Origin of the sequence: Cytobacillus purgationiresistens, assembly GCF_030813235.1 — a bacterium.
GTDB lineage: Bacteria > Bacillota > Bacilli > Bacillales > Cytobacillaceae > Cytobacillus > Cytobacillus purgationiresistens.
Genome location: NZ_JAUSUB010000008.1, coordinates 110,950 through 132,811 on the forward strand (window position 1 = coordinate 110,950; position 21,862 = coordinate 132,811).

The 21,862-nt window shown below is 38.3% G+C and carries 23 protein-coding genes and 2 riboswitches; of the genes, 4 read left to right on the forward strand and 19 right to left on the reverse strand.

What is annotated here, in order from left to right; all coding sequences use genetic code 11:
* Positions 1–75 precede the first annotated feature (75 nt).
* A riboswitch (cobalamin riboswitch) is annotated at positions 76–270 on the reverse strand.
* Between the two features lie 1,038 nt (positions 271–1,308).
* The 5 genes from J2S17_RS11375 to J2S17_RS11395 all read right to left on the reverse strand — a co-directional run bounded on the left by J2S17_RS11375 (position 1,309) and on the right by J2S17_RS11395 (position 5,269).
* Entirely contained in the window at positions 1,309–3,726 is a 2,418-nt protein-coding gene (locus tag J2S17_RS11375; RefSeq protein ID WP_307474887.1) for a heavy metal translocating P-type ATPase, read from the reverse strand.
* 104 nt (positions 3,727–3,830) lie between these two features.
* A complete protein-coding gene (gene copZ / locus J2S17_RS11380) occupies positions 3,831–4,037 on the reverse strand; it encodes a copper chaperone CopZ (protein ID WP_307474889.1) in 207 nt (68 codons plus the stop codon).
* A gap of 14 nt (positions 4,038–4,051) precedes the next feature.
* Positions 4,052–4,390, reverse strand: a complete 339-nt coding sequence (locus tag J2S17_RS11385; protein WP_307474891.1) for a metal-sensitive transcriptional regulator — start codon at positions 4,388–4,390, stop codon at positions 4,052–4,054.
* Positions 4,391–4,610: 220 nt separating this feature from the next.
* Entirely contained in the window at positions 4,611–4,793 is a 183-nt protein-coding gene (locus J2S17_RS11390; RefSeq protein WP_307474893.1) for an H-type small acid-soluble spore protein, read from the reverse strand.
* Between the two features lie 80 nt (positions 4,794–4,873).
* Positions 4,874–5,269, reverse strand: a complete 396-nt coding sequence (locus J2S17_RS11395) for a VOC family protein (protein WP_307474895.1) — start codon at positions 5,267–5,269, stop codon at positions 4,874–4,876.
* Positions 5,270–5,410: 141 nt separating this feature from the next.
* Here J2S17_RS11395 and J2S17_RS11400 point away from each other — a divergent pair, with 141 nt between their 5' ends.
* A complete protein-coding gene (locus J2S17_RS11400) occupies positions 5,411–6,469 on the forward strand; it encodes a DUF3900 domain-containing protein (RefSeq protein WP_307474897.1) in 1,059 nt (352 codons plus the stop codon).
* A gap of 98 nt (positions 6,470–6,567) precedes the next feature.
* On the opposite strand, the gene hmpA is transcribed toward J2S17_RS11400, so the two are convergent.
* Complete coding sequence (gene hmpA / locus J2S17_RS11405) at positions 6,568–7,752, reverse strand: NO-inducible flavohemoprotein (protein ID WP_307474898.1); 1,185 nt, start codon at positions 7,750–7,752, stop codon at positions 6,568–6,570.
* A 174-nt stretch (positions 7,753–7,926) separates the two neighbouring features.
* On the opposite strand from hmpA, the gene J2S17_RS11410 reads away from it, so the two are divergent.
* Positions 7,927–8,370, forward strand: coding sequence for an RrF2 family transcriptional regulator (locus tag J2S17_RS11410; RefSeq protein ID WP_307474900.1), 444 nt, complete (start codon positions 7,927–7,929; stop codon positions 8,368–8,370).
* Between the two features lie 100 nt (positions 8,371–8,470).
* On the opposite strand, the gene J2S17_RS11415 is transcribed toward J2S17_RS11410, so the two are convergent.
* A complete protein-coding gene (locus tag J2S17_RS11415) occupies positions 8,471–8,674 on the reverse strand; it encodes a cold-inducible protein YdjO-related protein (protein WP_307474902.1) in 204 nt (67 codons plus the stop codon).
* A gap of 301 nt (positions 8,675–8,975) precedes the next feature.
* Between J2S17_RS11415 and J2S17_RS11420 the strand changes: the two genes are divergently transcribed.
* Positions 8,976–9,260: a DUF6509 family protein gene (locus J2S17_RS11420; RefSeq protein WP_307474904.1), complete on the forward strand. Its 285-nt coding sequence runs from the start codon at positions 8,976–8,978 to the stop codon at positions 9,258–9,260.
* A 79-nt stretch (positions 9,261–9,339) separates the two neighbouring features.
* Here the strand turns inward: J2S17_RS11420 and J2S17_RS11425 are convergent, their stop codons facing one another.
* Positions 9,340–9,750 (reverse strand): cytosolic protein, encoded by a 411-nt coding sequence (locus tag J2S17_RS11425; RefSeq protein ID WP_307474905.1) that lies wholly within the window; start codon positions 9,748–9,750, stop codon positions 9,340–9,342.
* Between the two features lie 157 nt (positions 9,751–9,907).
* Here J2S17_RS11425 and J2S17_RS11430 point away from each other — a divergent pair, with 157 nt between their 5' ends.
* A complete protein-coding gene (locus J2S17_RS11430) occupies positions 9,908–10,732 on the forward strand; it encodes a GNAT family N-acetyltransferase (RefSeq protein WP_307474907.1) in 825 nt (274 codons plus the stop codon).
* 94 nt (positions 10,733–10,826) lie between these two features.
* Here the strand turns inward: J2S17_RS11430 and J2S17_RS11435 are convergent, their stop codons facing one another.
* The 11 genes from J2S17_RS11435 to ku all read right to left on the reverse strand — a co-directional run bounded on the left by J2S17_RS11435 (position 10,827) and on the right by ku (position 21,855).
* Entirely contained in the window at positions 10,827–11,027 is a 201-nt protein-coding gene (locus J2S17_RS11435; protein WP_307474909.1) for a cold-shock protein, read from the reverse strand.
* A gap of 86 nt (positions 11,028–11,113) precedes the next feature.
* Complete coding sequence (cshA, locus tag J2S17_RS11440; protein ID WP_307474911.1) at positions 11,114–12,613, reverse strand: degradosome RNA helicase CshA; 1,500 nt, start codon at positions 12,611–12,613, stop codon at positions 11,114–11,116.
* A 334-nt stretch (positions 12,614–12,947) separates the two neighbouring features.
* Positions 12,948–13,148 (reverse strand): cold-shock protein, encoded by a 201-nt coding sequence (locus J2S17_RS11445; RefSeq protein WP_066199668.1) that lies wholly within the window; start codon positions 13,146–13,148, stop codon positions 12,948–12,950.
* Positions 13,149–13,391: 243 nt separating this feature from the next.
* Positions 13,392–14,237, reverse strand: coding sequence for a bifunctional 5,10-methylenetetrahydrofolate dehydrogenase/5,10-methenyltetrahydrofolate cyclohydrolase (locus J2S17_RS11450; RefSeq protein ID WP_307474915.1), 846 nt, complete (start codon positions 14,235–14,237; stop codon positions 13,392–13,394).
* Between the two features lie 42 nt (positions 14,238–14,279).
* A riboswitch (ZMP/ZTP riboswitch) is annotated at positions 14,280–14,362 on the reverse strand.
* A 709-nt stretch (positions 14,363–15,071) separates the two neighbouring features.
* Complete coding sequence (locus J2S17_RS11455) at positions 15,072–15,584, reverse strand: hypothetical protein (protein ID WP_307474917.1); 513 nt, start codon at positions 15,582–15,584, stop codon at positions 15,072–15,074.
* Positions 15,585–15,666: 82 nt separating this feature from the next.
* On the reverse strand, positions 15,667–16,128 hold the full coding sequence (locus J2S17_RS11460; RefSeq protein WP_307474919.1) for a hypothetical protein: 462 nt from the start codon (positions 16,126–16,128) through the stop codon (positions 15,667–15,669).
* A 124-nt stretch (positions 16,129–16,252) separates the two neighbouring features.
* Entirely contained in the window at positions 16,253–17,914 is a 1,662-nt protein-coding gene (locus J2S17_RS11465; protein WP_307474920.1) for a glycerol-3-phosphate dehydrogenase/oxidase, read from the reverse strand.
* 168 nt (positions 17,915–18,082) lie between these two features.
* Positions 18,083–19,573, reverse strand: a complete 1,491-nt coding sequence (gene glpK / locus J2S17_RS11470; protein ID WP_307474922.1) for a glycerol kinase GlpK — start codon at positions 19,571–19,573, stop codon at positions 18,083–18,085.
* Between the two features lie 55 nt (positions 19,574–19,628).
* The gene (locus J2S17_RS11475; protein ID WP_370874999.1) at positions 19,629–20,174 is read right to left on the reverse strand and encodes a glycerol-3-phosphate responsive antiterminator; all 546 of its coding nucleotides are present in this window, start codon (positions 20,172–20,174) and stop codon (positions 19,629–19,631) included.
* Between the two features lies 1 nt (position 20,175).
* On the reverse strand, positions 20,176–20,832 hold the full coding sequence (locus J2S17_RS11480) for a phosphatase PAP2 family protein (protein ID WP_307474923.1): 657 nt from the start codon (positions 20,830–20,832) through the stop codon (positions 20,176–20,178).
* 174 nt (positions 20,833–21,006) lie between these two features.
* Positions 21,007–21,855 carry a non-homologous end joining protein Ku gene (ku, locus tag J2S17_RS11485; RefSeq protein WP_307474925.1) on the reverse strand — a complete coding sequence of 283 codons (849 nt, stop codon included), beginning with the start codon at positions 21,853–21,855 and terminating at the stop codon, positions 21,007–21,009.
* Between the last annotated feature and the right edge of the window lie 7 nt (positions 21,856–21,862).

Consider the following 21,862-nt stretch of genomic DNA (forward strand, 5'->3'; position numbering starts at 1 on the left):
GACAGAATAATAATAAAGCATGACGCACCTTCACTATGTACTATCGTTTCATCTTCCCAACCCCCGAAGAAAAAGAAACTTTAGATTAAGGTGGCAGGTCTCCTGGCTCATGCTTCATTCTACTAAAAGCCCTTCCCGTTTCTCCGAATATTTTCGGATGAAACAGTGGCATGCTTTGTTCGTCGACACTTACAGTTGCGGGGACAGCTCCGGATTTAGACCGGATTCCCTATTATGTTCTGATAGAACACCATCGCTTAATCACTATATGTAGTTGTTGTTTTCATTTCCATACACAATATATTGTATGAGTAATTCTATCATAAGGAATTACAGATTTCAAATTATTTTTCTTTTAAAGAGAGAATCTCGTTCCCCATTTCTTTTTTAACTATCTCGTTCGAGGTATTAGTTCGATCTTATTTTGATTTACAGATTTATCATTTGCCCTCTTGTTCGGGCACTAGTTCGATCATCTTCTTTACCCTATTGTTCTTTTCCAGCTCATTCGGGCATTAGTTTGATTATCTAGTTAACCCTTTTACTCTTTTCCAGCTCATTCGGGCACTAGTTTGATCATCTAGTTAACCCTTTTACTCTTTTCCAGCTCATTCGGGCACTAGTTTGATCATCTAGTTTACCCTTTTACTCTTTTCCAGCTCATTCGGGCACTAGTTTGATCATCTAGTTTACCCTTTTACTCTTTTCCAGCCTGTTCGGGCACTAGTTTGATTATCTAGTTTACCCTTTTGTTCTTTTCCAGCTCATTCGGGCACTAGTTTGATCATCTAGTTTACCCTTTTACTCTTTTCCAGCTCATTCGGGCATTAGTTTGATTATCTAGTTAACCCTTTTACTCTTTTCCAGCCTGTTCGGGCATTAGTTTGATCATCTAGTTTACCCTTTTACTCTTTTCCAGCTCGTTCGGGCATTAGTTTGATCATCTAGTTTACCCTCTTGTTCTTTTCCATCCCATTCGGGCACTAGTTTGATCATCTAGTTAACCCTTTTACTCTTTTCCAGCTCATTCGGGCATTAGTTTGATCATCTAGTTTACCCTTTTACTCTTTTCCAGCCTGTTCGGGCACTAGTTCGATCATCTAGTTTACCCTTTTGTTCTTTTCCATCCCATTCGGGCACTAGTTCGATCATCTAGTTACCCGTTTATCCTTCACCTATCACTTCCGGTTATTAGTTCGATCTTCAAGTTCCTAAAGATAAAATAAATGTAAAAAATAAACGCCACCCAAATTTACAGAGCGGCGTTTATTGTAACATCATTTGTATAAAAGTTCAAAACCCATAATCTTAAAGTTTCACTCGCTGTAATCTTAAAGCATTTAAGACAACGGATACCGAACTGAATGCCATTGCTGCCCCAGCAAGCCAAGGGGCCAGAAAACCTGCTGCTGCAATTGGAATACCTAAAGTGTTATATCCAAATGCCCAGAATAGGTTCTGCTTAATATTTTTGATTGTCTTTTTACTCATAAGAATAGCATCAGCAATGCTGTTCAGGTCTCCGCGCATCAAGGTGATATCTGCCGCTTCCATAGCAATATCTGTTCCTGTGCCAATTGCCATACCGATATCAGCAACAGCTAGGGCTGGGGCATCGTTAATACCATCTCCAACCATTGCGACCTTTTTGCCTTGCTGCTGAAGTTTTTTCACTTCTTCCGCTTTTCCTTCTGGAAGCACTTCTGCAATCGTTCTGTCGATTCCAACTTCCTTAGCAATCGCATTTGCAGTCAATTGATTATCTCCAGTCATCATAATGACATCGAGGCCCATATCTTTTAATCTGCGGATCGCTTCCTTTGAAGAATCCTTGACTGTGTCTGCCACTGCAATCATTCCCATATAATTACCATCCACAGCTACGAGCATCGCTGTTTTACCATTGGATTCTAAATCTTCCATTATTGGCAAAACAGACTTGATATCAATCTGATTGCTCTTCATTAATCTTCTTGTACCGATTAGAACTGCCTTGCCTCCCACTTGCGCTTTTACGCCATACCCAGGAATGGCTTCGAATTGCTCAGGGCTGTCTATCGCGATTCCCTTTCCTTCAATCCCTTGTACAATCGCTTCAGCTAAAGGATGCTCAGATGACTTTTCAGCAGATCCTACAAGCTTCAGAAATTCTGACTTTTCCATTTTCCCTGCATCAATGACATCAGTTAAAACGGGTTTCCCATTTGTAACTGTTCCAGTTTTATCAACCACAACAGTATTGATTAGATGTGTTAATTCTAAATGTTCGCCGCCTTTAAACAGTATCCCATTTTCAGCTGCTCTTCCTGATCCTGCCATGATAGAAGTAGGTGTAGCTAATCCTAATGCACAAGGGCACGCGATTACTAGGACGGCAATTACTTTTTCTAATGCACCGCCAAAGTCACCAGGACTGAGCCATAGGTACCAAATGAAAAAGGTAATAACAGCTATGCCGATAACGATTGGCACGAAGATTCCAGAAATCTTATCGGCTAATCGTTGAATCGGCGCTTTTGAACCTTGTGCTTGTTCAACGACTTTAACAATTTGAGCCAGGGCCGTTTCCCTGCCTACCTTTGTTGCTTCTACTTTTAAAAAACCATTTTTATTAACGGTTGAGCCAATTACCTCATCGCCAGCTGTTTTATCTACCGGCACGCTCTCGCCAGTTAGCATTGATTCATCTAATGCGGAATGGCCTTCGAGAATGATTCCATCTACTGGAACCTTTTCTCCTGGCTTGACGAAGACAACATCACCTTTACGCACTTCTTCAATCTCTACAACCATTTCTTCTCCATCTCGTAAAACGGTTGCCGTCTTTGCCTGCAAGCCCATCAATTTCTTTATTGCTTCTGAAGAGCGGCCTTTAGCACGTGCTTCGAATAATTTCCCTAATAAAATGAGCGTGATGATGATCGCACTTGTTTCAAAATATAAATCAACATGGTGTGCATGTGTTTGACCTAACGATTGAATTCCTAGATACAGGCTATAAAAATAGGCTGCGGACGTCCCTAATGCGACAAGGACATCCATATTGGCGCTTCCATTGCGAAGCGCTTTATACGCACCTACATAGAACTGCCAGCCAATTATAAATTGCACGGGTGTCGCCAGTGCGAGCTGTACCCAAGGGTTCATAAGGAAATCTGGCATATAAATGAATGAAGTAAATTCAAAGTGACCGACCATCGTCCAAAGGAGAGGAAGAGACAATATAAGTGCCGCAATAAATTTCCACTTTTGCTTCTCTATCGCCTTTTCACGAAAATCGCTTGCCTCATCATCTTTCTTCAATTTTGCCTGATAACCAATCTTATCTACTTTCTCAATTAATTCTTGCACAGATACTTGCTCTGGATTATACTCGACCGTTCCGGTTTCCAAAGCCAGATTAACATTTGCGCTTTTAACACCCGGTTGCTTGTTAAGAACTTTTTCGATACGTGAAGAACAGGCGGCACAGGTCATACCTGCAATATCAAACTCCGCCTTTTCTGAAACAACTGAATAGCCAAGGGCTTCAATTTTTTCATTGAATTGTTTTTCGCTTATAATGTCAGAATTATATTTGATTGAAGCTTTTTCAAGCGCCAAATTCACATTCGCATCCTCTACGCCTTCTAGCTTTTTTAAACCCTTTTCAATTCTTGTTGAACAGGCTGCGCAGGTCATACCCGCGATCGGTAAGTTAACCTCTTTATTAGAGGAACTACTCATTATCGGACAACTCCTTCATATGTCAACTATACTATACCCATCTACCCTATATAAAAGCCAAAAAAGAGGACGTGCCTTAGTATGCACGCAACACTCTTATTTCATTAATTAACGTCATAACCTTGGTCATCGATCGTTTCTTTGATATCTTTAAGACTGACTGCAGATGAATCATAATTGACCTTCACTTGGCCATTTGCAAGATCTACAGCTACCTTGTCAACACCCTTTAATTCTCCTACACTGCCTTCTACCGCTTTGACACAATGTCCACAAGTCATTCCAGTTACATTTAAAGTTACACTTTCCATGCTATATATCCTCCTTATTTTTTCATTAATTTTTGAACGGTTATTAGAAACTCATCAAGGACTTCATCATCGCCTTCATGGATTCTTTCGACTACACAGCTTTTCAAATGGCCTTCAAGCAATAACTTCGCTACACTATTTAATGCAGATTGGGTCGCTGAGATTTGAGTGATCACATCATCACAATACGTGTCTTTTTCAATCAAACCTTTAATTCCGCGAATCTGCCCTTCAATCCGATTTAAGCGAGTCACTAAGTTCTTCTTCACTTTATCTGAATGGTGACTTTGTCTATTAGAGGTTACCGTACAGGATTCATTCTCATTTTCTTCTTGATCAAATTCAGCAGCCATTGAATCACCTCCTTCACAACTTCATTATATTATACCCCGGTACCCTATGTAAAGTGATTAATTGATAAAAAATGATTAATATGTTCCAAAACTAAATGGACAGCACCTACTTGTCCTACCAAAATGCTTAGTATTTAAATAAATCATTTCATATATTCCTGTTAGATTCCAATATTTAGACTCAGAAACAGCCACCTTGGTTAAAAGGTGGCTGTTTTGTTCAAATCTCCTTCAAATCAGATACATCCACTTCAGTTCTCTCTTCTAAAGGGACTCCGCGTAAATGAACGGTGACCGTTCTGTCATCTTCATGCAATTGATCGACCCATACTGATGTTCCATTGTATTGCACTTTCACATCACTTGTAGAAGACAGAATTTGCTTTAATCGTTTGGACTCCATTCGATCACACTCCTCAATAATATCTTTTTATTTTTTGAGAAGTTGGAGATATTATGCACATTATCTTTAAAAAAGGATGATTAATTAGGAGAGACAATTTCCACTTTCATTCGATCTGGGTCCTCGAAGAAAACAGCATAATGTTGTTCTCCGCCTGCAAAAGGATGATGATTTCTATATAAAATACTGACTCCTCTTTCCTCCAGCTTTGCGGTCATATGATTGACATGCTCTCTTGACTCTCCGTGAAAAGCAATATGATTTAATCCGGTTCGGCCTCGATGGAAGGCTGTGGAAAGGAATCTATCCTCTGTTTGGACAAATACTAAGTAGGAATCACCCAGCTTCCAGCTCTTTCCCTTATCCCATTTTTGAAATGGTTTATATCCTAAATCTTCTAAAAGCCAGCTCCAAAATTCGATAGATTGCTGTAAATTCGATACATTTATTTCAAGATGATGAATAAGTCCTTTCAACTTTTATTACCTCCAAAAGAAATCAGGATGTTTTTATTATAATAAATATTCTATCTTTTTACTAATAGCTGCAGGTTGACGTTCTTGCCATCATTTTTTATACTGTTAAAGTTCAAATTTATGAAATTAGGTGGAACTATTATGGATTTTGATATAAATTTTATTTCATTCTACGTTATCCAAGTAGAGGGCAAGGGAGACAAAACAAATAAATTCATAAAGCATTTTCAAACACTAGATCAAGAAGGATATGAACGCAGCGCACTAAAGGACTTTCTTGATGGAGAGTTATTAAAAATATCTAAGCGAAAAGTAGAACGGCATCCTAAAACGGATCAAGCACCGACAAAAATCGGTCGCTTTATTGTTGAGCCTGGTCATGAACTCAACTCAAACCCTAACTATAATCTTTTTCATAAAGTTCGATTTGCGAAATCTATGGAGACTTTTAAGGAAGGAAATGAACAAATTGTTAATGCCTATATTGATGCAGCAGCTGTCCGTGGAGGGGTCGTGTTAGTAGCGACAGCCAAATTACGAAAATACTTTGATGAACCATTTTTATTTATTATGAAATGCGACTTCGAGCCAAAGGTGGCCACGATTTCAGATGAATCCACATTAATTCGAAATGTCGAAATGGCCATTACAACGAAAAATATGAAGTCTATCCAATACCCATTTATGCCTGAAGAAGGCATGGTTGAAGAAGGTGAATTAAAAATTCACCAAGCCTCTCATGCACGCTACTTTGAGGATTTTTTAAAGTTTGTCGAATATGAAGACTCCATGCCTGTGATTATGAAATCCCAAGTAATGCATATGGTGCAAGAGCATGCGCAGGAAACCTTTGCTGATAATAGTGAGGAAATGCAGCAATTCGAGGAGTCATTAGAAATTTGGGAAGCGAGTGAAAAAAGGGAAATTCAAGAGCGCCTGGATACCCATCAAGTGATGGAAGCAGCAGCCCAAATCGTTGAACACACACCAGAGGCTGAGCTGAGAATGAAGATCGGCAACACCTCTGTTAAGGGTTTGCTTTCCGACTTTGGCGATCATGTTCATCTCGGAAAGATAAACGGACGTTATGTATTATTAATTGAGTCCGAATCGATTGTGTTTGAAAAAGGGGTTTCACCAATCGAATTTCATAAACCTGATGATTTAACAGGAATTATTGAAAAAATCAACAATAAATAGTTTTTTCAAATGTAAAAATGGACAATAAAGGCACAAGTGAAGAACACCGGCCTTTATTGTCCAAGCTTTTTATTGTTTACGTTTTGGATTAGTACAACTTACACACTAGTTAATTCATTCACCTGATCAAATGATAAAGCTGGACCAAAGAACTCAAAATGAATTTTCTCCTCCTCCACACCTAATTCAACCAAGCCCGAAATAACCGCTTTCATAAATAGCATCGGGCCGCATATATAGAAATCTGCGTCTTTCGTTATTATGCCTTCTAAGTCTTCCTTCGTTAATAACCCTTCAGTCTCTTCATATTTCACCTTTAAGGTTGCATTCGGCATCGCTTCAATTGAAGCGATGGCATCCTTTTTAAAAGCATGAACCTGTTCGTTTTTACACGCATGTACAAAGGTAACTTCACGGGTATGATTGTTTTCAGCCATGTCATTGAACATGCTCATTAATGGTGTAATGCCTACTCCACCGCTCAAAAGCACAACTGGGCTGGCTGAGTCAGTATTTAAAACAAAGTTGCCTGCAGGCGCACTCAAGCTTATTTCATCACCAATGTTGGCATGGTTATGAAGATAATTTGATACTTTTCCTTTGTCTTCTTTCTTCACAGATATCCGTAAATAATCCTTCCCACTGGCATCTGATAAACTATATTGGCGATTGGAAGTATATTTGTCCTCTTCAGGCTTCACTTGTATAGTTACATACTGTCCCGATGAAAATGCTGGTAACTTCATACCCTCTTTCGGTTTTAAATAAAACGAGGTAATTAATGCGCTTTCTTCGACCTTCCTCACAATAGTGAATGGTTTAAAACCTTTCCACCCACCCGGCTGGCCTTCTGAATGTTGATACATCCCATCCTCTACATCGATAAATATTTGTGAAATGACATGATACGCTTCACCCCATGCGCCAATGATTTCTTCTGTTGCCGAATCTCCTAACACTTCTTCCATGGACGCTAAAAGATGGTGCCCGACAATCGGGTAATGTTCCTTTTTCACACCTAAGCTGCGATGCTTGTGACTGATTTGTGTAACAGCAGGAACAAGCACTTCAAGTTGGTCTACATATTGGGCAGCAGCATAGAGCGTATTCGCTAAAGCAGTTTGTTGTCTGCCTTGCGCTTGATTCGCATGATTGAATATATTCAATAATTCCGGATGATGGTCAAATAACCTTTTATAAAAATGCTTCGTTATGTCCGTTCCTTTTGCTTCAAGTACAGGAACTGTAGATTTAATGATGTCAATTGTTTGCTGTGATAACATTGAAGTCCACTCCTTAGCAGAAATAAGATATATTTTAAATACTTCTTTAAGTTAAACTCTTTATAAGTTAAAAGCAATATTTAAAATACATCTTTAGAAAAGTTGTCACTTTTTGTTCTAATGCTGTTCACAATGTATAATAGAGTTAATGATTAAACTAAGGTGAGGATAGACATGAGGTTAACAAATTACACCGATTATTCATTGCGCGTGTTAATTTACTTATCAACAACAACCGATACATCAAAGCTTTCAAATATTAAAGAAATAGCTCATGCATATGGAATCTCGAAGAATCATTTAATGAAAGTCATTTATCAGCTTGGTAAAAATGGGTATATTGAAACCATCAGAGGAAGAAACGGCGGTATTCGACTTGCACTTGACCCATCTCAAATCAATATTGGTGAGGTCGTAAGAAAAACAGAGGAAGATTTTCATTTAGTTGAATGCTTTGATCCCGAAAACAATCACTGTGTAATATCACCTGTTTGCGGGCTTCGCCATGTTTTAAATAGTGCATTACAAGCCTATTTAAGCGTGTTAGATGAAGTCACACTCGATGATATTTCAAAAAACAGGCCAGCACTGACAGACTTATTCCAGTCGACTAAATAAATTTAAAAGCCGTTTAGGGGCTCCCAAACGGCTTTTTACAACATTTTTCCAAAAAAGAAAAGAGTAATCATTTGATTACTCTTCTTACAAGTTATATAATTCATTTAGAATATATGCTATTATTGTTCACAACTTGTAGTTCTTTTATATTCTCGACCATTTCGCTGCTGCATATTGGACATTTAGGTGTACTTTTAAAGTTATCCCGTATCCAAGCATTACAAGTTTCTGATGAACATTCCCAAACCTTAATCTCTTCAGTCTTGATCTCTTCCATGTTCTTTCTTCCAAATCCCATTGCCATCTAAAGGCACCTCCTAGAGAGTAGAACACTGCTTCAACAAAATAAAAATCACCCGTCATATATAGCGAATAAATACATGCCTATATAACAAGTGTACTCAGAATTATATTTTTATTTATGTAATTAGTATATCACATTGTCATTAATATGTCAAAATTGGAATAGGAAATCATTTTCCGTTATGAAATGATTGTTCCAAGAATATTTTTAATAAAAATATAAAAAAAGATAATACTTTCATATTTTATTGAGAAAAGTGTATAATAGGTTAGTTATGGTACATAAGGAAAGGGTGAATAATATGGATATCTCCAGTTTTACAGCGGAAGAGATTAAAGACCCAACAGGTATTCTTACAGGGAAAAGATATGAATTCTTTTTAGATATTGATGTGGATGAAGATGATGAGCTATACTCAGACCAAGGTATTCGTCTCCGCGTCCTTTATTATAAAGGCGAAGAAGATGAAAAAATCTTAAATTATCATTTTCAAGACAACGCTACAAAAAGTATATTAGATTTCGCTTTAGATGAAGAAGAAGAAATCATCATCGGCAAATTTTGCAAGGCACAATTAGCAGAATAGAATGAACAAAGAGCCTGGAAATGATCCCAAGCTCTTTATAGCCAGCTGGGTTGCCTAAAAACATCCCAGCTTTTCTTTTTTATAGCTCTATGTCTTTACCCTCTTCAATAATATGAAACATTAAATGTGCTAAATGATGAATAGGTCCGTAAACTTCTTCTTCTTCTTCGTCTTCCCTTTCTTCATTTTCCTCATTGAATTCCAGGTCATTTAAGTGTAAAGCTGTAAATTGATAAAAATCTTTTAAATCGAAGCTGTAGCAAGCATTCGGATCTTCCTCTTCTCCTTCATAATGGAGAACCATATAAGATTCCGTACCTTCTGTATCTACCCCATCGAAATAAACGAAAAAGCCAATATTTGTATCAAGTTCGAACAAATGTCTTGTCCCGCCTTCAGTTACACGTTCAAAATCATCTTCAGATAGTTTCGTTACATTCATCGTTTCTACTTGATCTTCTTTATGGAAGTTAACTGTAAATTGTTTCATCATTCTCCCTCACTTTCTAACTGATAATAGCATACTTATGCTTATATTCCTATTATTACCCTCTTCTATGTAATGAAACATTCCATTAGAAAATAAAGCTATCTACTTTCACAAACTTTCGTTAAAATGATTCTGTAATGGAAAAGGAGTGAGTCTCTTGCTAACTAATAGAAAAATGAATGAGATTATTGCTTTAAAAGAAATATGTGAAGGTAAGGATGGCTATAATTTAAAACTCAACTTAGAAATGGTCTCTTCACGGAAATCTGATAATAAATTAGACTATTTCGCTTATGAAGAAGAATTAGTAGGCTATCTTGGTTTATACCGTTTTGGAAAAAAGTTTGAACTATGCGGCATGGTACATCCCAACCATCGCAAGAAAGGCATTTTCACAAGATTATTTAACCAAGCTAGACAAACCTTCCTTGATGCAGAAGAACTCTTATTTAACTTTCCTGCAGCATCTGATTCGGGAAAAGCCTTTACTGAATCACAGCCTTGTCAATATGCTTTTACCGAATTTGAAATGAAATGCACACAAAGAACACGATCACAGCCAAAAGAAAAAATTCTTTTATTAGAAGCCAAGAACGATGACTTATCTCTTATACAAAAGCTCGATGTTCTTTGCTTCAACTTATCTGAAGAAGATGCCTATTTAATGAATCAAGAAAGAATGAATACACCGGAAAATACATTATATACCATCTGTTATGAGGATAAAAAGATAGGAAAAGTCCGATTGCAGCGGTTATCGACCGAAACTTGGATTTATGGGTTTGCAATACATCCAGAATATCAAGGTAAAGGGATTGGCAGAAGTGTGTTAACACATATTGCAAATAGTGAAGGTCAGGATAAATCCATACACTTAGAGGTAGAGGCTAACAATGAGCATGCGTTGCGACTGTATAAAGATGTTGGATTTGAAATCGTCGGAGAACAAGCATATTATACCTTTGATTTAAAAACACTTTGATACCCATTAGCATTAAGTCTCATTTGACATGACCTCTGCTAATACTGGATATAAACAAGAAAAAGCCCCTTTTAATTAGGGGCTTTTTCATCAATTATGCTTTTGTAACGTTTACAGCTTGAGGCCCGCGTTGTCCCTCTTCTATATCAAAACTCACTTCTTGACCTTCGTCAAGAGTTTTGAATCCATCAGTTTGAATAGCTGAAAAGTGTACAAATACGTCGTCTCCGCCTTCTACTTCTATGAAGCCAAAGCCTTTTTCTGAGTTAAACCATTTTACTTTACCAGTTGCCATTTTTTCTTTTCCTCCTAATAATCATAAATCACAAGAAAATGATTTCCTGCATTTACTAATATGTCACATTTCCAAAGATTTTATAATCATTTACTGTTATTTCTTGGTCTTCTTCTTTCTCTGCTGCCACTTTCACTGCGTTCGCCTCTGCCGTTTCTGTCTCTGCCGCCGTCTCTGCGATCACGTCCACCTCTTGAACGGTCTCCACCACCAAAACGCTTGCGGTCACGGCCACCACCGCCACTACCGCCGCCTTTAGGTTTTCTCGCACGCAGTGGTTCAACTGCTGTGATTTTAACAGGAGTAACATCAGGATCTTTTGTCAACAGCTTAAGTGCTGCTGCAAGCAGAGTAACTGAATCTGTGTCTTCAAGCAGATTTTCAGCAATGCGTTTATAATCATTGTAAGCATTTTTTTCGATCGTTTCCATTAAACGATTGATTGTCGCTTGCTGATTACCAGCCAGTACGTCTTTAATCGACGGAACTGGTTGCTTGTTCATCTTCGTTTTCGTTACACTTTCAATGATTTTCAAATGATCGATTTCTCTTGGTGAAACAAAAGTGATTGCTAAGCCTTTGTTACCAGCACGGCCAGTACGGCCAATTCTGTGTACATAGCTTTCTGGATCTTGTGGAATATCAAAGTTATATACATGTGATACACCAGAAATATCAAGTCCACGAGCAGCTACATCTGTCGCTACCATAATTTCAATTGTTTGATCTTTAAAGCGGCGGATAACTTGATCACGTTTTGCTTGAGGAATATCGCCATGAATTCCTTCTGCAGAATAACCGCGTTTAATTAAACCTTCTACAACTTCATCTACACGGCGTTTAGTACGGCCAAAAACGATAGCTAATTCTGGAGATTGAATATCCAACAAGCTGCAAAGCACATCAAATTTTTGCTTTTCATGTACTTCTATATAAGTTTGTTCAATATTTTTCACTGTCAGTTCTTTCGACTTAACTTTAACAACTTCAGGCTCATGCATGAATTTCTCTGCTAGTGACTGAATTCTTTTTGGCATTGTCGCTGAGAAAAGAAGGGTTTGTCTTTCACCTTCAATTTCACTAAGGATTCTTTCAATATCCTCAATGAATCCCATGTTAAGCATTTCATCTGCTTCATCAAGGATAACAGTTTTAATGGTGCCTAGGCGAATTGTTTTTCTTTCAATATGGTCAATTAGACGACCAGGTGTTGCAGCAATGATTTGCGGTCTGTTTTTCAAGGCACGAATTTGACGGCCGATATCCTGCCCGCCATAAATCGGTAATGTACGAATTCCTTTAACTTGACCAATACGGTTTAATTCCTCTGCTACCTGAACAGCAAGTTCACGTGTAGGTGCAAGTACTAACCCTTGAATACCGTCTTCTTTTACGATTTTTTCTAAAAGCGGTACACCGAATGCTGTTGTTTTCCCTGTACCTGTTTGAGCTTGCCCGATCATATCTTTCCCTTGAAGAGCAATTGGAAGCGCCTGTGCCTGGATTGGTGTAGGCTCTTCAAACCCCATATTTGATAATGCTTTTTCTAGCTCACTACTTAGTCCAAAATCTGAAAAATTTGCCAAAATAATATTTCCTCCTTATATCTCACTGATTCAAAGTCATTTTCATTATTAATTCACTTATTATGAGTCTTTCCAGTTTGCTTCTCTTTTTAACATTTCCTTCATATAAACTTTCAAACATAATATCCATTAATGGAAAAGAGCATACAATATGCGCACATGGAAGGAGTCTGTATTTAATATTCCCGAAAAGGATAATTGGATGGAATCGCTTTTGAGGAACGAATGAAGTACAAAGCGGAGTGTGATACACTTTAATCGCATTACCAACCGCATGAATTAACATAAAAAGGTGATGCATGATTTGACATGCATCACCTCATTTTAAGCATTATTATGCTTTAACTACGTTAGCAGCTTGAGGTCCACGGTTACCTTCAACGATTTCGAAAGTTACGTCTTGACCTTCTTCTAGAGTTTTGAAACCGTCAGTTTGGATAGCGCTGAAATGTACGAATACATCTTGCCCTTCTGCTGATTCGATGAAACCAAAACCTTTTTCTGCGTTAAACCATTTTACTTTACCGTTGTTCATAATAATACCTCCAAAAATATGTTTCACTATAAGTCTTAATTATATGAGCTTAGATAGAGAAGTGGAAACAGCCTTGTTACTTTCATCTCCAGCAAAAAAGGCCGCAACTGTATGAAATGAGGAAATAAATCGCCTACATTTCTTTTGCAGTTACGACCACTTATCCAAATAATAATATATAACGAACTTTACAGCGTTGACTTTATCATAAGTCATTACAGCCAATAAGTCAATTAGTTTTCTTTAAATTTTTACTGTTCTCTCTGCTGATTCTACCGTATGCTTCAACAGCATAGATATCGTCACAGGGCCTACACCACCAGGTACAGGCGTGATCGCTGATGCTTTTTTATAGCAGCTTTCATAATCGACATCGCCGACATTTCCTTTATTATACCCTGCGTCTATAACGACCGCTCCTTCTTTAAGCCAGCTGCCTTGAATAAAGTTCGGCTTCCCTACCGCCGCCACAACAATATCCGCTTGGCTTAAATGCAGCTCTAAGTTTTCAGTATAGGAATGACATGTCGTAACTGTCGCATTGCGATTCAATAAAAGCGCCGAAACGGGTTTCCCTAAAATCGGACTTCTTCCAACTACAACTGCATTTTTTCCTTCTACCTGAATATCGAAGTAATCAATGATTTGCATAATTGCAGCTGGAGTACATGATGGATAAACACCAAAACCAAAAGCGGTTTGACCATACCCTAAACTTGTTACACCATCTACATCCTTTTCAATGGCAATCGACTCAAACGCGCACCTTTCATCGATATGATCAGGCACGGGATGCTGTAGCAAGATTCCATGAACCCCGTCGTCCTCATTTAATTCGCTGATCGTTTGTAATAGAGTATCAGTAGTGATATCGGCTGATAGGTGGATTCTTTTTGAAATAATGCCCAGCTTTTCACAAGCATTGCCCTTCATTTTTACATATGTTTCTGATGAAGGATCCTCACCAACAAGGATCGTTGCTAGGCAAGGGGTAATGCCGATGTCAGCTAGCTTATCGACTCTATCCTTTAATTTCATCTTTACTTCATTTGAAACAATTTTTCCATCTAGAATTAATTTGTCTGCCATGTATTTTCCCTCCGAAAATTAGAAAAGAGACAAGGGTATCCTTATCTCTGCCCAGACGACCGGCTATACATAGACGCAGCTCCCCAGCGGTTCATTCCGCATCGTCGTCAGTCACTGCGATTTCGTGAAGCTATATGATTATCACCGTTTAATTATACCATAAAACACATATGATTCAATTATTTTAAATACGAACGTTCGCTTTTTTTGAAAATTAGCACAAGGCCATTTACAGTAAGAGAATCTGTTTATTTCTATTATAAGCACTTAAGGGAATTTATATGATCCAAAATCGTTATAAAGAAACCAAAAGACGGACAACATGTCGTTGTCCGCCGAATATTTGAGATTATCATGAAAAGTTCTTTTACCTAAAACAATGAAAGCCCTGCCTCTCTTCCATCCTTGCAGCTCCTAGGCCACGCCAGCGGGAATCAGGTTTTCGAATAATTGTCCTGAGAAAAAGTAACTCTTTATAGAATATTTAATTGAAGGGGAATAAGAAAGGTATAAGGCCGCAACTCAAGCCTTCAACATTAATCGATTCTTATCCAATTGAAGGTAACCATATAAAAGCTCTGGTTTAACAGAAGATGATTTAAGAAGAATTTCAGCATTTCCGCATGCTGGTCCACAAAACTGTTCTTAATAATAAACCCGTTGCTCAAACCTTACTCTAAAGAGTAACTTTAACAACAAGAAAAAGCCGTTACATTTATCTATGAAGGAGTAACAACGCCGACATAAATAATGATTTTACGACTTGCTAATTGTACCTCAAATATTACATTGAATATCATATCAAACTTCCTAATTCATGTCAAGGGCGAAAATTTATTCACCCTTGAATTCGATTAGGTTATAAAAGTCCTTTGTATCTTTATATTCATTAAATACAACATCTAAATCATGAAAGTACCGATGCAGCATTAGGGCAGTCTTTTTATCTTCTGTCCCATCAATAATACTTTCTGCCATTTGATCAATAGCAGTAAAATCCTCTTGCAAATCACTATTATCTGTTGAAAGAGCCTTTAAATTGGCTTGAATTCTTTCCGCCTGTTCTTTTTGCTTATGCCATTTTATATTATTTTCTCTTCCCCATCCGAGTGTCTCATTATAGAATTCATGATTAACAGCTATAAAACTGCCTATATCATCTTGGATTTCATCATATGCGCCTTGCTCAGCACTGACAGTCTCTTCCTTCCCAACAGGTCCATCCTTTTTACCAATAATAGATGGGAGACTTTTCTCTCCTCCAAAAAAGACAAAAAGGGTAAGAGAACAAAGGAGCGCGATGCTAGAAAAGATGAAGATGAGTCCTATTATTCGTTTTTTAGTCATCAAAAATCAGGATGCCTCCATTCAATATAATGTGTAATATACATTCGCTATGGAGGTCAGTTTTTCCTTTGTTAAATGTATTCTAAGCAGAGTCATAATAATAGATAGGAATCAGATGAAAATAGACTGGATTCCCTGCTGAGTCACTGGATTTGTACTGAATCAGATGAGAATAGACTGTTTTCTCATCTGAAACACTGGAATTGCACTGAATCAGATGAGAATAGACTGGATTCCCTGCTGAGTCACTGGATTTGTACTGAATCAGATGAGAATAGACTGGATTCCCTGCTGATTCACTGGATTTGTACTGAATCAGATGAGAATAGACTGTTTTCACAGCTGAAACACTGGAATTGCACTGAATCAGATGAGAATAGACTGGATTCCCTGCTGAGTCACTGGAATTATACAAAATCAGATGAGAATAGACTGTTTTCTTATCTGAATCACTGGAATTGTACTGAATCAGATGAGAAAAGCGTGTTTTCTCATCTGATTCACTGGAATTATACTGAATCAGATGAGAATAGACTGTTTTCACAGCTGAAACACTGGAATTGCACTGAATCAGATGAGAATAGACTGGATTCCCTGCTGAGTCACTAAAATTGCACTGAATTAGATGAGAAAGCCATGCTGCTCAAATAAGACCATAAGCTTTCTAATTAGTCTTCTTGAGACGGACTTGCAGCCACTTTGATTTTTTCTTCTAATTCTTTTTCATACGCTGCTTTTTCTTTATTACTCCAGCTGAAAATTTTAGCCATATAATTGCAGACCTTTTCCTTGTTGTTTATGACAGTTTTTATATCAAATAACAAAGCTCCCGTTCTTCGATAGAAAAAGTCTGTTGGTGTTGCAGCCATTTCACAATCTATTGCATATTTTAATTTTGCCCAAAGCAGAATTGATATTTCATACCTTTCTGCTTCTTGCCCGTCTTCTTCTATCATTCTAAAAAGAATAGGCGCGTTTGAGCCATAAACCGACAATAGCTGTTCACTTTCTTCCATTGTAAGCCCCGCTTTTTTCCCGTTAGAAATTTGCTCCTCTTTATAATGAGAGAAGTTCTTTGATCCTCCTACATCGCCACCAGAAATCGGCATGTTTTTAGTGAGGCAATTTGAAAACAATCGGTCATGTTCGTCTTTAAACTTTTTCGCGATGAGATTAACGATGGATTCCGCCATTTTCCGATAGCCTGTTAATTTTCCGCCGGCAATCGTAATCAATCCCGTATCTGATTCCCAAATTTCATCTTTTCTAGAAATTTCTGAAGGGTCCTTGCCTTCTTCATAAATAAGAGGGCGCACTCCAGCCCAACTCGATTCTATATCCTTTTCAGATATGTTGACCGTTGGAAACATATAATGAATGCTCGAAAGTAAATAATTTCTGTCTTCCTTTGTGATTTTAGGCTGTCTCGGGTCATGCTGATAAAAGGTGTCTGTCGTTCCTACATATGTCTTACCATCTCGCGGGATCGCAAACACCATCCGTTTATCCGGGGTATCATAATATATTGCTTGTTTTAGCGGAAAAACAGATTGATCAAGTACGATATGAACGCCCTTTGTAAGCTTTAAGGTTTTTTTGGAAAGAGATCCATTCATTTTCCTGATAGAATCAACCCAGGGACCGGCTGCATTAATTACCTTTTTTGCCCTTACTTCTAATCTTCCCCCTGATAATTGATCTTCCGCTTGGATGCCAACCACTTTGCCATCATGGTAAATCAGGCGATCCGCCTTAACATAATTCATAAGATGCGCGCCCCTCGCTGCTGCCTCCTTTATCACTTCAATCGTTAATCGTGCATCATCTGTTCGATATTCCACATAATATCCTCCGCCATTTAAACCTTCCTTCTTGATGAGCGGTTCCTTCAATATTGTTTCGTCCGCCGTCAGCATTTTTCTCCGTTCCGACCTTTTCACACCTGCAAGAAAGTCATATACTTTTAATCCAATTGAAGTGGAATACTTTCCGAATGTACCACCTGTATGAAACGGAAGCACCATCCATTCCGGAGTGGTCACATGTGGTCCATTTTCGTACACAATAGCCCGTTCTTTACCCACTTCTGCCACTACGCCAACTTCCAATTGCTTCAAGTAACGGAGACCGCCATGAACAAGCTTAGTGGATCTGCTGGAAGTACCCGCAGCAAAATCCTGCATCTCGATTAATGCCACCTTCATTCCTCTCGTTACGGCATCAAGTGCTATGCCAGCTCCAGTTATGCCTCCTCCTATAATTAACACATCATATTGGGAATTTTCCAGATTATGAGTAACTTCATTGCGATTAATATTAGAAAATAACATTCCAGTTTCCTCCTGTTTTAGAAAAAATAATTACAGATAGAAAAAAGAGACCACAAAATCCATCATCTATAAATAGATAATGATTTTATGGTCTCTCCCGTTCTCCTGCCATCCTATTAACTTAATTATATTGTATCATATGGTCTTATTAATGCCAATCGATGAAGTTTACTTGAAGGCTATTGCCGCATTGACTGCTTTCTTCCATCCTTCATAAAGCTTCATCCGCTGGCTTTCCTCCATTTGAGGGCTGAAGGATTGATCAATGGACCACTTCTCTGCGATTTCCCCTTTATCACAGAAATAACCAACAGCAAGACCAGCAAGGTAAGCTGCACCGAGCGCTGTTGTTTCATTGATTGCAGCTCTTTCTACATCAACATCTAAAAGATCGGATTGAAATTGCATAAGAAAATCATTTTTGGCTGCTCCTCCATCCGTTCTCAAAGCTTTTACTTTTATGCCGGAATCTTCTTCCATTGCTGATAGTACATCCTTTGTTTGGTAGGCAAGAGACTCAATTGTCGCTCGGACTAAATGCTCCTTTTCGGTTCCTCTTGTTAGTCCAAAAACCGCACCTCGCACATCGCTATCCCAATAAGGTGTGCCTAGACCAACAAATGCGGGCACTAAGTAAACTCCTTCTGTCGATTCTACTCTTGCCGCGTATTCCTCACTATCCTTTGCTTCTTTGAACATCCTTAGACCATCACGCAGCCATTGAATTGCCGAACCAGCTACGAAAATACTGCCTTCTAATGCATAACTGATCTTCCCATCTATTCCCCAGGCTATCGTCGTCAAAAGGCCATGACTGGACCGTACCGGCTTATCCCCGGTATTCATTAGCATAAAGCAGCCCGTACCATAAGTATTTTTTGCCATTCCCTGTTCAAAGCATGTTTGACCGAACAATGCTGCCTGCTGATCTCCTGCCGCTCCTGCAATCGGCACTTCTGCACCAAAGAAATGATAATCAATTGTATTTGCATAAATTTCTGATGAACCCCGGACTTCAGGAAGCAGCGACTTTGGAATATTTAGTATCTCAAGAAGCTCGTCATCCCATTCCAATTTATAGATATTAAACATCAGCGTTCTTGCTGCATTAGAGTAATCAGTGACATGTGCCCTTCCGCCAGATAACTTCCAAATCAGCCATGTGTCGATCGTGCCGAATAATAGCTGGCCATTTTCAGCCTTTTCACGAGCCCCTTCTACATTGTCTAAAATCCATTTTACCTTGGTTCCTGAAAAATACGGGTCTATCAATAAACCGGTCTTATCACGAAAAACATCGTTTAAGCCTTGCTCCTTTAGGTTATTACAAATATCATTTGTTTGTCTCGACTGCCATACAATAGCATGATAAATTGGATTTCCCGTTTTTTTATCCCATACAACCGTTGTTTCACGCTGGTTCGTAATACCAATGCCTTGTATTTGCTCCGGTTTTATTTTTGATTCAGATAATACACCGGCAATAACCGCTAAAATCGATCCCCATATTTCATTTGCATCATGCTCGACCCAACCAGGATGTGGAAAGTGTTGAGTGATTTCTTTTTGTGCTGTATGAACGATTTCACCTTTTTTATTAAATAATATGGCTCTCGAACTTGTTGTGCCCTGGTCAAGTGACAATATGTATTTTTCCATCTCCGACTCCTCCATTACTTATATATTTTCTATAGTCTATGTGTAAAATATGCGTTTAAGGTAGTGAGTTCCATAATTCTGTTTGCGATGTTGTTATGGCAGTCGCCCCTGCTTGGATCGCTGCTTTAACTTCTTCCGAAGATCGAATAAGGCCTCCGGCTAAAATAGGTGTCAATGTCCTATTTTTCACCTCTGTAATCATCCAAGGCATCGCACCAGGCAGGACTTCAATATAATCCGGTTTCGTTCTTTCTATAAGCCGGTAATTTTTTTCTAAGGCATGGGAATCAATGAGAAAGATCCGCTGAATAGCCACGATGCCCTTCTTCCTTGTTTTTGTAATCACACTCGATTTGGTGGAGATTAAGCCATATGGCTGATATTCCTGAATTAAGTATTCCACAGCGTATTCATCATTTTTCAATCCTTTGATTAAATCCACATGATAAATCATTTTCTTCTCGTGCTCTTTAGCCATCTTTGCGACATGCTGGAGCTGAGAAATATGGATATCCAGAAAAACACCAATCTGATAAGGGCTCTTTAAGAAATGCTCAAATTCTTTCATTGTTGATGAAGCAGGTAAAATTTGTTGATCCAACTCAATCAATCCTTTCCAGCTTTTTCACCCGATTTTCATATGCCTGAAAAGCAATAATATTAACCATCAGCCATACAGCGCCTGATAGAAAACCAGCAAGAACGTCACTTGGATAATGGACCCCAAGATAAATTCTGCTAACACCGATTGTTGCAATCACTAAAAACAACAAAGTACAAATCAATATACGCCAGGCTATTTTTTTCACAAAGTGAATTAGGACAAAGGCAAGGGATCCATAAAAAACAAATGAACCCATAGAGTGTCCACTCGGGAAGCTGAAGCCAGTCACTTCGATTAATGGCTGAAAAACAGGACGGTCTCTCTGAAAAATCCATTTCAAGAACCAATTGAATAAGCCGCCTGCACCTGAGGAAAACACAACAAATACAGCAAGAGCATATTTTTTTGCCATTACCAATAAAATAAGAAGGAAGAGAACTGCAAAAACAAACCATTTGACTGAACCAAAAAAGGTAATGACATTGACTATACCTGTCATCCTTGAAGAAATATATGATTGTATGAAGGATATAACTTCCCAATCAAACCACGCAAGATCATTGCGAGAAAAGTCACGGACAATCAACATAAATAACAAAATAGATAGTCCAATAATGCCTATACATGCAGAGTAATACACTGTCGATTTTTTCATTTTTCACACCTAAACCTATCTGTGTGTCATTTTTAGAATAATCTAATTGGGAACATTTCTTTTGATTTTGTATTCATTCAACGTTGGTTAAATACCTAATAAAGGCCAGGTTTTGTAGTCATTCCTGGCCTTTTCTTAGATTACCATATTTTTTTTACGGACGCATTTATTGTACTATGCTTGTTTTTTTGTTTTAGGCGCCCGCTTTTTCTTAGTCGCCGTTTTTGTTTTCGCTGTAGCTGCTGCAGGTTTCGTATTGTCGATAGAGGCTTGCAACGCTGCCATTAAATCCGTTACATTTGAAGCAGCTGGCTGTTTTGCTGTTGGGGTTACAATGTCTTCACCCGTCCGTTTGGATTCAATTAGGTCAAGTAAAGCATTTCTATAGTCATCCGTATATTTTTCTGGATTGAATTCAGTTGTTAGTTGATCTATGAGAAGTATGGCGGTATCGAGCTCCTTCTTTGTTACTTTTTCGTCTGAAGGGACATTAGGTACATCACCCGTTTTTCGGACTTCATCCGGATAGTGTATGGTCTCCATCACAAGTGTATTTTCATACACTCTCACTAAAGCAAGCTGCTCTTTTGAGCGGATAATAATTTTAGCAATCCCGACTTTTTCGGATTCCTGTAACGCTTTTCTTAATAAGGAATAAGCTTTCGCTCCACTATCACCTGGAGAAATATAATAAGAGCGAGAAAAATAAATCGGATCGATTTCCTTTATCTTCACAAAATCAATGATTTCAACGGCTTTGTCTTCCTTTTCTTTTTTCAGCTTTTCAAGGTCTTCGTCTTCAAGGATGACGAACTTTCCTTTCGTATACTCGTAACCCTTAACGATTTCGTCCTGTTCGATCTTCTCCTCACACACAGGACAAACCTTTTCATACTTTATTGGTGAATGACATTTCTTGTGCAGATTCCTCAGTTTGATGTCTTTATCTTCTGTAGCAGTATGAAGCTTGATTGGGATATTAACCAAGCCAAAACTAATGCTCCCTTTCCACATTGTATGCATAGTCACT